This is a genomic window from Clostridium sp. CF012, from assembly GCF_018861755.1.
In the GTDB taxonomy this organism is placed as follows: domain Bacteria; phylum Bacillota; class Clostridia; order Clostridiales; family Clostridiaceae; genus Clostridium_AD.
The window spans coordinates 208,243-221,414 of sequence record NZ_JAHLEF010000004.1; the positions used below are offsets into that span (position 1 = coordinate 208,243).

Below are 13,172 nucleotides of genomic sequence, written 5' to 3' on the forward strand. Positions count from 1 at the left end.
TTCGCTACCTCCAACTTTTTAATTGAAAATCATATCTTTTGTATAATGCGCTTTCAAATAATTATAAGTCTTATTAAAACTTATCTGTTTTAATAAGACTTATAATTATTTACAGGAGTCTCTCTCCACTATTCTGTAAGGTAATATAAAATGTTTTTCCTCAACAACTAAATTGTTTATGGATTTTATAAGCATTCTCATACTTACAGAGCCCATGTCATACATTGGTTGAGATACTGTAGTAAGTTTTGGATAGAATATTGAAGCTGAATAGATATCATCAAAACCCATAACATCTACGTCTCCAGGGACTTTAATATCTTTATCTCTTAATGCATTTATTACTCCCATAGCAATTTCGTCACTAGCACAGAATACTGCATCTACCTTTGTACCACTATCTAATATAGTATTAATTCCCGCATAACCATCTCTAGCCTTAACTCCACCAAAATAAACTAAATCTTTATCAAGGTTTAGTTCCATTTCCTCTAATCCTTTTTTGTAACCTGTGTACCTTTTAGATAATGCATTAACTTTTTCTGTAGTGGTGCCTACATATGCAATCTTTTTGTTGCCCTTATTTATTAAGTATTTTACTGCGTCTGAGGCTGCCATTATATTATCAATAGAAACGCTAGGAAATATTCCATCAGCATCCGTAGTTTCTACAAGCACCGTTGGCATTTCAAGCTCTTTTATTAAACTTATAATATTTTGCTCTATGGAATTACTCATATATATAACTCCGTCTATCATTTTTTCTTTAAGTATTCTTAGTGCTTCCATTTCTTTATCTACATCTAAATCCGCATTGCAAAGCATAATATTATAATTATAAATATTAGCTACGTCCTCACACCCTCTAACTATTTCCGGGTAAAATTGATTTGATATATCCGGTATAATTATTCCTATAGTACTAGATTTTTGTGTTTTTAAGCTTCTAGCAACTATATTAGGTCTATATGATAATTTTTTTATAGCATCCTTTACCCTTTTCTTCGTATCTTCATTTACCACATCTATATCATTTAAAACTCTAGATACTGTGGCAATAGAAACTCCCGCTTCTCTTGCAACATCTTTTATTGAAGCAGCCATATTTCTCAACTCCTATTTTTTTCTTATCCGATTATTTTTCTTATCCTAACAAATCACTTATCATATCATTATACTTATAAAACCTTCTTATTTCAAGCTATAATATGAACTTTAAACTATTAGTATAATTATATTATTCCCCATTCAAATGATTTTTACAATAATATCCGTACTTTATGATTAAAAAGAAAGTATGCGACAAATATCGCACACTTCCCAAAATCACTAATTATACTTTTTCTACAGTGAGTTCCAAATCTTCTCCATTTATCTTAACTGCATTGTATTCCCTTGTGGCATTGTACATAACTTCTACAGATAATGTATCCCGTTTGATTTGATCTTCAAATTTTAAAATTACATTTTGAAGCATTTCATTTCCAGATACATACAGTCTAATCTTGTCTGCAACTTCAAAACCGCTTTCTTTTCTCATGTTTTGAATTTTACTCAAGATCTCGCGTACATTTCCTTCCTCTTTAAGTTCCTCAGTGATATTAGTATCTAAGACTACTCCCATTTCGCCTTCTCCAGCAAATGCATAGCCTTCAAGTCCTTGCATAGTAACAAGTAATCTTTCACTATTTAATTCTATTTCTGTTCCATTTACGTTTATAGTAACTACCTCACCCTTATTTATAGTTTGGGCAAGCTCCATTTGGTTCATAGCCCCTATAGCTTTTTTGATGCCAGGTATTAACTTACCATATGGTTTACCAAGTACAGGTAGGTTTGGTTTTATTTCAAATTTAACATATTTAGAAAGATCAGCTCCTAGCTCTACTTCCTTAATATTAAGTTCTTCTTTTACTATGTCTCCATAGTATTCTGGAAGTGATCCCAGGCTAACTCGCATTTTAGCTAGTGGCTGTCTATTTTTTATATTAGCAGCATTTCTAGCGCTTCTTCCTAGTTTAACAGTCTTATAAGCCTTATCCATTTCATCTTCTAAAAGACTATCCACAAGGTCTTCTCTAAATTCAGGCCAAGCACATAAATGGACACTTTCTGGAGCGTTTTTATCAAAGGGCACCACTAAGTTTTGATATAACTCTTCTGTTACAAATGGTATAAAAGGAGCTGCTATTTTAGCAAAAGTTATGATAACTCTATATAGTGTCATGTAAGCGCCTATCTTATCATCTGTAAGTGACTCTACCCAGTACCTTGATCTATTACGTCTAACATACCAATTAGAAAGTTCATCAACAAAGGCTTCGAGTTCAAGCGCTCCTTGAGTTATTCTATAGTTTGTTAAATGCTCATCTGTACTCTTAACTAATGAGTTTAATTTTGACATCATCCATTTGTCCATAATATTTCCAGATACAAAATTGTCATATTTAGTTGGGTCAAAATTGTCTAAATCAGCATATAGAATGTAGAATGAATATACATTCCAAAGTGTTCCTATAAACTTTCTTTGTGCATCAATAACTGCATCTTCATAGAATCTTGATGGAAGCCATGGAGCACTAGCAGTATAAAAATACCATCTTAGAGCATCTGCTCCTTGATTATCTAGTACTGTAAATGGACTTAACACATTTCCTGTATGTTTAGACATTTTAAGTCCGTCTTTATCTAAGACGTGGCCAAGTACAATACAGTTTTCAAATGGGTTTGTATCAAATACAGTAGTTGATATTGCAAGTAGTGTATAGAACCAACCTCTTGTTTGATCTACTGCCTCTGAAATAAATTGAGCTGGAAAATCAGCTTCAAACATTTCTTTGTTTTCAAATGGATAGTGATGTTGTGCAAATGGCATTGACCCAGAGTCAAACCAGGCATCTATAACTTCTTCTACCCTAGTCATTGATTTATTGCATTTTGGACATTTTAAATGTACCTTGTCTATAAATGGTTTATGAAGCTCTATTCCTTCTGGCACATCAATTCCCTTTTCATTAAGTTCTGCTATACTTCCTATCATTTCGCGATGGCCGCATTCACATTCCCAAATTGGAAGTGGAGTTCCCCAATATCTAGTTCTACTTATACTCCAATCTATAACTCCTTCAAGAAATTTACCCATTCTTCCTGTTCTTACGTTATCTGGCATCCAATTAATTTTATTATTATTTTCTATAAGTTTGTCTCTAACTGAAGACATTCTTACAAACCAACTATCTCTTGGGTAATATAAAAGTGGTGTATCACATCTCCAACAATGTGGGTAGGAATGTGTGAATTTTTCTGATTTATATAAGACGTTATTTTCTTTTAGATATTCTACTATCTTAGCATCAGCATCTTTGACAAAAACACCCTTCCATGGAGTAACACAATCTATAAACTTACCTTCTACATCAACTAAATTAATAAGTGGTAGACCATTTTGTTTTCCAAGCATGTTATCGTCCTCGCCATAAGCAGGGGCAATATGAACTATACCTGTACCATCTGACAGAGTTACAAAGTCCCCATGAACTATATAGAAGGCTTTCTCTATAGGTGTTTCGAATTTAAACATTTGCTCATATTCAAGGCCCAAAAGCGCTTCTCCTTTAAATTCTCGTACTACTTCATAATCTCCCTCTAATTTTCCTAATAATTCTTTTGAAAGTATTAAAGTTTCATCTTCCTGTACCACTTCAACATAATCATATTTTTTGTTCACTGCAAGTGCCACGTTACTTGGAAGCGTCCAAGGAGTTGTAGTCCAAACAAGTATCGACTTTTCTTCGTCTTTTACTTTGAATTTCACATAAACTGAAGTTTCTTTTACATCCTTATATCCTTGAGCTACTTCGTGAGATGATAGCGATGTTCCACATCTCGGGCAATACGGCATTATTTTATGCCCTTTGTATACTAAGTCCTTATCCCACATTTGCTTTAATGCCCACCAAACTGATTCGATATAATCGTTATGGTAAGTTACATAAGGATTCTCCATATCTATCCAGTATCCAACTCTCTCAGACATTTCTTCCCACATGCTAACATAGCTAAAAACACTATTCTTACATTCTGCTACAAATTTTTCTACTCCATATGCTTCTATTCCAGGTTTACCATCAATTCCAAGTCTTTTTTCTACTTCTAGTTCTACTGGGAGTCCATGAGTATCCCAACCTGCTTTTCTAGGCACTTTGTAACCTTTCATTACCTTATATCTTGGAATTATATCCTTCATAACCCTTGTTAAAACGTGTCCTATATGTGGCTTACCATTGGCTGTTGGTGGACCATCATAAAAAGTGAAGGTCTCTCCTTCCTCATTTAAATCAAAATTCTTTTGAATAATATCTTTTTCCTTCCAAAGCTTAAGTATATCTTTTTCTATATCCATAAAGTTTTTTGAAGGATCATTTTTCTTGTACATAATAAAACTCCTTTCCCTATTTCATTTAATAATAGACACTTAGATTTGATTGAATTTATGGAATAATTATTTAAATTATCACCTTTGGGGTATTCATCATCTTAGCAACTGCTCATAACCTACGAGCTACAATATTTTTAAATATAAAAAAACTCCATCCTAAATAGGACGAAGTTAAATTCGTTATGCCACCTATATCATAAATACAAATTAAAGTACTATCATACTTTATCCTTTAACGCAGAAATACGGATAAGCTTACTAAATCTTCAGCTCTCAGCTCCTAGGTGATTTTCTTCAAACCTTCACTATGGGTTCACACCTTGCCCCACTCTCTGTAAGTTACCTGCTTAAATACTTTTCCTAATCAGTGCCTTTTTTTACTCATAATAATTTAAATACATTATAAATCAGTATGAACTTCCTACAATTATATAATAATGAATTTTCATTGTCAATTTCTTTTTCATTTATTCTTATATTCCCCATAAATAAGTCTATACAATTAAAAATCAAATTATATTTTTACGAACATTCATGCTCATTTCATTAAAATAGTACGTGAATACTACGGTTTTATGGCTATAATTGCAACTTTCATCATAGAATATGCATATTTTCATAGATATATGTGATATAATATTAGATAAAAAAGAAATTTACCGTGATTTGAATTAAAAATAAGAGTAGAATACGTTTACAAAATGAATTCACATTTTACTCAACTTGCAAAATAGCATGATTGTTTTGTATTTAAATATAATTCATGATGTTTTGTATTGACATACTTTCATTATTATAATAAAATCATTTTATTTAGTTGAGTCTTAGACATAAAATTTCCATATATATAAATGAAAGTGTTATTTTAATGTGAATGTTATTCTATTTCTAAAAATATTGATGGAGTCGCTTTCGTGGCTTTTAAATAAAAAGAATATATTTTAAAGGAGGAAGATTATTTTGAAAAAATTAATTTATGTAATTCCAAAAGAAAATCATTCTGAAAAAGATATTAAAGAAATTCTGCTTGCTCACTCTGAAGTGAAATTCGTTTCTCTAGTAGGTATTGACCTATCCGGAAATGACACCGATGAAAGAATTCCTATGACTGTATTTTTAAATGATATTAGCGGTTTCTCTAAGGGGGCTATACAAACTGACGGTTCCTCTGTAGTATTCCCAGGAATCGCTACTCTAAACAATGCTAAAACAGATATGCTTGCGGACTTTGATTGTAATTGGTTTATCGACTACAATTATGAAAACATTGATCCCGAAACAAATCTGCCTGTAGGAACTTTAAAGCTTCCATGTTTATTATTGCATAATAATATTCCAGTGGATTCCAGGTCTATCTTAAAAAAATCTGTTAGCTGCTTTAAAACAACTCTTCTTAATTTATTCAAAGAATATCCCTCCACACTCGCTTCTTTTAATTTTTCATATCAAGATATTGATGAAATTCTACTTACTTCTGCTACTGAGTTAGAATTCTGGGTAAAAACACCTAATGATAACGCTGATATAGAGGAACTATCTACTTCTCAAGAGCTAAAAGAGCAATATTGGAGTAGACTTAAAGGAAGCGTGCGAACTGCCCTAGAGCAATGTCTTACTCAAATGGAAGAGTATGGTTTCGAACCAGAAATGGGCCATAAAGAGGTTGGTGGTGTAAAAGCTCAACTAGGAGAAACTGGCTCACTAACTCACATTATGGAACAACTTGAAATAGATTGGAAGTTTTCTGATGCTCTTCAATGTGCGGATAACGAGCTATTTATAAGAAATTTAATAAGAGAAACCTTTAGACGTAACAGTTTAGATGTTACCTTTTTAGCAAAACCTGTACAAGATGTAGCTGGAAGTGGTAAACATATTCATGTTGGGGTAGCTGTAAAATTGAAAGACGGGAAGAGAGTTAATTTGTTTACTTCAACTAAAAAACATTTCCTAAGTACTATAGGTTATGCTTCCGCCATGGGAATACTTAAAAACTATGAAGTAATAAATCCATTTATTGCTCCAACAAATGATTCACTAAGAAGATTAAAACCTGGTTTTGAGGCCCCTGTTTGCATAGTAACTTCCCTTGGCCATAGTGTAGACGTTCCTTCAAGAAATAGATCTATACTACTGGCACTAATAAGAGACCTTGATAATCCACTTGCTACAAGATTTGAGCTTAGAGCTCCAAATCCACATACTAATACTTACCTAGCCTTAGCTACCATATATATGGGCATGCTAGATGGGATTGTATACTCTATAGAAAACAATAAAGGTGAAGATGACCTTTTAAAAGAATTATCTAAAGCACCCGGCGAGGATAGTGAATATTTAGAAAAGCATAGAGCATACAGAAGTGAAGAAAATGTATTTGATTTCTATACAACTGAGCAACGGGAAGAGTATTTTGGAAAAGCACCTAAAACTATTTATGAAAATCTTCTTGGCCTGGATGAATATCCTGAAAAGCTTGAAGTTCTTAAGGCTCATGACGTATTTACTACTAGTTTACTAAATAGTTTTAAAATGGCAATAACTACTAGATGGGTTACTGAAATAAATAATAGAATATTAAATACTTATGCAGAAGAAATTCGAAATTCTAAAATGATTCATACTCCTGAAAAGGCTTTAGATTTAGACTTGGCAAATTGGCAAAAAATTAACGATTTAAGACATTTTATAATGAAAGACACTTATTCAAAAACTAGCCTTTTTACTAAGATAAGAGAAGCTTCCAAAGTTGAAAACTACAAGGAGCTTTCTGTATTACAACTACAATTAGATGGACAGATGGAAGAACTTAGACTTTGTTATAGCAACTATAAAAAGAATTTGTTAGATATTTAAATTATATATTGTAAACCATAAAAAATCACCTAAATAGTAAAAACTATTTAGGTGTTTTTTTTATAATAATTTTAATTAGAAATTATTAATATACTATATTAGTTATTCCTAAAGTCTTAAGAATACCTGTTGAAATTGCCTTAGCTAACTTGTTTTGGTAGTCCTCAGTAACTAATAATTTTTCTTCTTCTGGATTAGAAACGAAGGATGTTTCTACCAATATGGCTGTAGCATCTGTATTATTTAAAACATAAAAACCTGCAGTTTTAATTCCTCTATCAAGTCTTCCAGTTTCTTTAATTAATTCAGTTTGTACAGCCTGAGCCAACTTTTGCCCAGCTAAATTCCCGCTAGAATAGTAAGTCTCAATACCACTAGCTGTGGGAGTAGCGGCATTGGCATGAATACTTACAAAATAATTTGGTTTAGCGCTATTTGAAACATCACATATTGCTTGAAGACTTTCGGTTAAAGTGGTGGACGGAGCTATTTCGTCACTAGTTCTTGTGTACACCGTTTCAACACCATTTTTAATTAATATATTTCCTATTTTTAAAGAAACTTGTAACACTATATCCTTTTCTTTAGTTCCCATTGGCCCTACTGCTCCTGAGTATCTTCCTCCATGACCTGGGTCTATTACTATCTTGTAGTTATTTTTAGTAACATTAATTATGACTTTAACTTTCTTATCATAATTTGCTATACTTCCCTCATAGGTATAAGTACCTATTGTATTTAGAAAAACTGAATTTTCAAGCCATTCTACTACAACAGCTTTTGCCACGTTATTGCTCATTGTAGCTTGTACCGTTTTAGGGAATGTATATGTATTGCCTTCTTCCAAATTTACAACTATATCTGTCACTGAAGATATTGGAAAAATAGAATCATAATAAGTATCTGTATTGGCAAATCCAGCATAGTTCATTAGCCCATTCGCTATAGCCTTTGCAGTATTATTTTGATATTTGTCACTACTGAGTAATATCTCTTCAGCTGGATTGCTTAAAAACCCTAATTCCAACATTACAACAGGAAAGCTTGTCTTTTTTAGTATCCCAAAATTTGTTGTTTCACCTGCTAATTGTATTCCCCTATCTTTAGCATCTGTTGCTTTTATAATTTCACTTTGTATTGAACCTGCTAACAACTTATTCTTATTACTAATATCAGATAGGTAATATGTTTCAATACCACTGGCTTCGGTATTTGAAGAATTATTAGTGTTTATACTTAAAAATATATCAGCCTTTGCATTCTTTGCTATTGCAGCTTTCGCATCATCCTCATCACTGGCACTCCAAGGTACTTCATCAGTGCTTCTAGTATATACTACATTGAATCCTCTTAATTTTAGTATATTACCTAGTTTTAACGCTGTACTTAAATTTATATCCTTAGCCTTAGCGCCCTTTACACCAGTGATTGCTTTATAGAACTGAGCGGGATCTATACATACCGTAACCTCACTTGGTTTTGTAGGTGTACTTGGTTTTGTAGGTGCACTTGTTTTTATAGTTTCTGTATTAAAATTCATTCTAACTTCCTTAGGAAGGGGTTTACCATCTGTAGACTTAACCTTTTCCGTCACTATTAAGGTATATGTCTTATTAAATTCATAATTTTTTACAGGACTTACTGTTACCTTTTTATTGTCACTAGATAAACTAACCTTGACTTCTATGTAACTATTATTTTCTCCAACTACCTTAATGTTTGTGTTGGTAACAGTAGCTGGACTTAAAGGTTTATTGAAACTCACTGTCCAGGGCTTGCTAACTAGCACCTCGTTTTTAGGCCCCATATCTACATATGCACTAGCCTTAACTGTTGTTTGCATAGGTATGAATAATGCAAAAGTTAAAATCATAATTGTAAAAGCTTTAAAGATATTTTTCATATAACCCCTCCTAACCCCTCATATTTTATTATTTATATCATTAGTTAGATAATTTTAAGCATGATTGTAAATTATGGTATTAATCCTGAGATAATTATACTACAATTTTATTACCTTCTCTATAGTTTATAAATATTTTTCAAATATTTATTGAAATTCAAAATACTTACTTTTTAAAAATAGTTTAGCTTCCTTCTTTTACAACTACAATTAGATAAACTAATGTAGAACGTAGACTTTGTAAATTATCGTTAATAAAAAAATCACCTACATTGTAAAATACTACGTAGGTGATTTTTTAAATAATATAAATTAAGGGAGTATATTAGTTATTCCTAAACTCTTAAGAATACCTGTGGAAATTGCCAAAGCTAATTTATCTTGGTAAGCATCGGTAACCAATAATTTTTCTTCTGTTGGATTAGTAAGGAACGATGTTTCTACCAATATGGCCGTAGCATTTGTATTATTTAAAACATAAAAATTAGCAGTTTTAATCCCCCTATTAACTCTTCCAGTTGCGTTAATTAATTCCGTTTGCACAGCTTGCGCAAGCTTTTGCCCTGCTACATTACCAGGAGAATAGAAGGTTTCTATTCCACTTACTGTCGATGCTGAGTAAGCATTGGCATGAATGCTTACAAAAAAATCTGGTTTAGCAATATTTGAAACATCACACTTTTCTTGAAGACTTTGTGTTTTATCAATTGTCCTTGTGTATACGACTCCAACACCATTCTTAGTTAATATATTTCCTATTTTAAGAGAAATTTGTAGTACTATAGTCTTTTCTTTTGTTCCTAATGTTGTTCCTATTGCCCCAGGATCATTTCCTCCATGTCCTGGATCTATTACTACTTTGTAGGTATTTTTAGCAACATTGATTATTACATTAACTTTCCTATCATAATTTGCCATAACCCCTTCATAAGTATAAGTACCTACATCATTTAGATAAACTGAATTTTCAGCCCATTGTACTGCAACATCTTTTACAGAGTTATTACTCATAGTAGCTTTGACAGTTTTAGGGAAGGTATATGTACTTCCCGCTTGTAAGTTAGCCACTATATCTCCCACTGAAGATATTGTAAAAATAGAATCATAGCTAGTATCTGTATTAGCAAATCCAGCGTACTTCATTAACCCATTTGCTAAAGACTTTGCAGCATTGTTTTGATATTTATCGCTACTGAGTAATATTTCTTCCGCTGGGTTGGTTAGGAACCCTAATTCAACCATTACTGCAGGAGAGCTTGTCTTTTTTAATATCTGAAAATTTGAAGTTTCCATTGCAAGTTTTATTCCCCTGTCAACAGCCTCTGTTGCTTTTATTAGTTCAGTTTGCATTGCATTAGCAAGCAACTTATTACTTCCACTATCAGATATGTAATATGCTTCAATTCCATTTGCTTCAGTATTTGAAGCACTATTAGTATTTATACTTAAAAATACATTAGCCCTTGCATTCTTTGCTATTGCGGCTTTTGCATCAGCCTCATTACTTTCGCTCCAAGGTACTGAATCAGTGTTTCTAGTATATACCACATTGAATCCTCTTGCTTTTAGTATATCACCTAGTTTTATTGCTACGCTTAAATTTATATCCTTAGCCTTAGCACCATTTTTACCAGTGATATCACTAAAATACTGAGCTGGATCTATACATACCGTGAACTCGCTTGGTTTTGATGGCGTAGCTTGGGTATTAAAGGCCATTCTAACTTCTTTAGGAAGAGGTGTTCCATCACTAGATTTAACCTTATTAGTAACTATCAAGGTATATGTCTTATTTACTTCATAATTATTGACAGGACTTACTATTACTTTTTTGTTCTCATTAGATAAACTAACCTTGATGTCTATGTAATTATTATTTTCTCCAACTACCTTAATGTTTGTTGTGTTAACCGTAGCAGGACTTAAAGGTTTATTGAAACTCACTGTCCAAGGCTTGTTAACTACCACATTGTTTTTAGGACCCATATCTACATAGGTACTAGCCTTAACTGTTGTTTGCATAGGTATGAACACCGCAAAAGTTAAGATCATAATTGTAAGTGCTTTAAAGATATTTTTCATATAACCCCTCCTAACCCCTCATATTTAAATATTTTTATCATTATTTAGATAATTTTAAGTTTGCTTGTAAACTATGGTATTAACCTTGATATTATTAACTACAATTCTAATCTCACCTCTATACTTTATAAATATTTTTTAATATTTTTCAATTATTTATTGAAATCCAAAATATTTACTTTTAAAATAGTATATAATTCAAGAAATATGCCATAATTGAATGATAAACAACCATATAAAATTTTCTCTCACTATACAATACGTACCGTTTAACTAATTTGTTTCAATTTAAGATAAAATATTTAAAAATAATTTAGAAAAGGAGGATTTACATGGAAATAACTTGGCTAGGACATTCATGCTTTCTTTTGCAAGATTCAAAAGGAAGAAAGCTTTTAACAGATCCATTTGATACTACTCTAGGATATGAAATTTATAAAGGCAGCCCAGACATTGTAACCATAAGCCATCAACATTTTGATCATAATTATACAAAGGAATTAGATGGTAACTATAAAGTAATAGATAAAATCGGTATTTTTAATATATGTGATATACCTATAAAAGGCACTCCCTCTTATCACGACAAAAATAAAGGTTCAAAACGTGGTGATAACATAATATTCACATTTAAAATGGAGGACTATACCTTCTGTCATTTAGGAGATTTAGGTCATAGTCTTTCAGATGATGATATAGATGCTATTGGAAGTGTAGATATATTGTTTATTCCTGTAGGTGGTAATTACACCATAGGTGGCAAGGAAGCCGCGGAAGTTACTAAAAAAATAAACCCCAAAATAGTTATACCCATGCACTATAAAACTTCACTAGTATCCTTTCCCTTAGATGGTGTAGAAGCATTTCTTATGCATATGAAAAATGCAGTAAAAATAGATAGTAATACACTAATAATTAGTGGTGAACTAAGGGAATCACTGACTGTTAAAATATTAAATTATATTTAAATAGAACAAAGTCATATATTGCTAGAAATGCTATTTGAACGAACTTAGCATTTTACGCAAGATATGACTTTTTAGCATATTTATTTATTCCATAATATAATTTTATTTTCCGAAATACTCTTTTGAACATCAATGATTCTCTGGTTGGAGGAGCCAGTATACTTACTAGCATCTGCTTTTAATTCTTCATTAAACTTACCATCAATAAGTACGTCTATGAATCTTAGTAGCCCTAGTTTGTCTCTATCTCCACTATGTAGTATCTCTTCAAACGCGTATCCACTATAACACCAAATATTTAACCCTAGGCTTCTAACGCCCTCTGACAATTTTGATAGTGCTAATGCACTTTCAAAAGGTTCTCCGCCTGAGAAGGTGACCCCCTTAATTATGGGCATATTCTTTACTATTTTTTTCAGAATATCATCTACAAAAACAGAATCACCATAATCAAAACCTTGCATAACCTGATTTTGGCAGCTCACGCATTTATGCATGCAGCCAGATACAAAGACTACCGCCCTCATTCCATCTCCATTTACTAATGAATTATCTAAAAACCCACCTATTTGAAGTTTCACTAAAGTACACCGCCTTTTAATAAGTAGCTGTATGATTACCAGTATGGGATATTCTATCTGCTCTCTCTGCTGTTTTTCCACTGCCAAATCTTTCATCTAAACTTAAGTAACCTGTTACTCTTGAAATTCCTTGTATATTATGACTCCCACATTTGTTGCATTTTTGAACCCCACTTTGGAGATAGGTTCCACAGTCTTTACAATATCTTATATGGAAATTAATTCCCATATAGCTAATATTTGTTTGCTTATATGCATAATCTAATATGTCCATTATAATTTCTCCTGTTGGGTAATCATCAAGTTCTATATAACTAATGTGCCCAGCATTACATAATTTATGG

The 13,172-nt window shown here is 32.1% G+C and carries 8 protein-coding genes and 1 other annotated feature; of the genes, 2 read left to right on the forward strand and 6 right to left on the reverse strand.

Features of this window, described 5'->3' with window-relative positions; all coding sequences use genetic code 11:
* Positions 1-105: 105 nt before the first annotated feature.
* Complete coding sequence (locus tag KPL50_RS06685) at positions 106-1,104, reverse strand: LacI family DNA-binding transcriptional regulator (protein ID WP_216297671.1); 999 nt, start codon at positions 1,102-1,104, stop codon at positions 106-108.
* Between the two features lie 229 nt (positions 1,105-1,333).
* Positions 1,334-4,435 (reverse strand): isoleucine--tRNA ligase, encoded by a 3,102-nt coding sequence (gene ileS / locus KPL50_RS06690; RefSeq protein WP_216297672.1) that lies wholly within the window; start codon positions 4,433-4,435, stop codon positions 1,334-1,336.
* A gap of 161 nt (positions 4,436-4,596) precedes the next feature.
* Positions 4,597-4,815: a binding site (T-box leader), on the reverse strand.
* 580 nt (positions 4,816-5,395) lie between these two features.
* Here ileS and KPL50_RS06695 point away from each other — a divergent pair.
* The gene (locus KPL50_RS06695; RefSeq protein WP_216297690.1) at positions 5,396-7,294 is read left to right on the forward strand and encodes a glutamine synthetase; all 1,899 of its coding nucleotides are present in this window, start codon (positions 5,396-5,398) and stop codon (positions 7,292-7,294) included.
* A gap of 85 nt (positions 7,295-7,379) precedes the next feature.
* Here KPL50_RS06695 and KPL50_RS06700 read toward each other — a convergent pair whose 3' ends face one another.
* Positions 7,380-9,197 carry an N-acetylmuramoyl-L-alanine amidase gene (locus KPL50_RS06700; protein ID WP_216297673.1) on the reverse strand — a complete coding sequence of 606 codons (1,818 nt, stop codon included), beginning with the start codon at positions 9,195-9,197 and terminating at the stop codon, positions 7,380-7,382.
* Positions 9,198-9,509: 312 nt separating this feature from the next.
* Entirely contained in the window at positions 9,510-11,279 is a 1,770-nt protein-coding gene (locus tag KPL50_RS06705) for an N-acetylmuramoyl-L-alanine amidase (RefSeq protein WP_216297674.1), read from the reverse strand.
* A gap of 332 nt (positions 11,280-11,611) precedes the next feature.
* Here KPL50_RS06705 and KPL50_RS06710 point away from each other — a divergent pair, with 332 nt between their 5' ends.
* Positions 11,612-12,247, forward strand: coding sequence for an MBL fold metallo-hydrolase (locus tag KPL50_RS06710; RefSeq protein WP_216297675.1), 636 nt, complete (start codon positions 11,612-11,614; stop codon positions 12,245-12,247).
* An 80-nt stretch (positions 12,248-12,327) separates the two neighbouring features.
* Here the strand turns inward: KPL50_RS06710 and nrdG are convergent, their stop codons facing one another.
* Positions 12,328-12,828 carry an anaerobic ribonucleoside-triphosphate reductase activating protein gene (gene nrdG, locus KPL50_RS06715; protein ID WP_309245144.1) on the reverse strand — a complete coding sequence of 167 codons (501 nt, stop codon included), beginning with the start codon at positions 12,826-12,828 and terminating at the stop codon, positions 12,328-12,330.
* Positions 12,829-12,844: 16 nt separating this feature from the next.
* Positions 12,845-13,172: anaerobic ribonucleoside-triphosphate reductase (nrdD, locus tag KPL50_RS06720; protein ID WP_290443204.1), on the reverse strand; the 328-nt coding region annotated here is incomplete at its 5' end.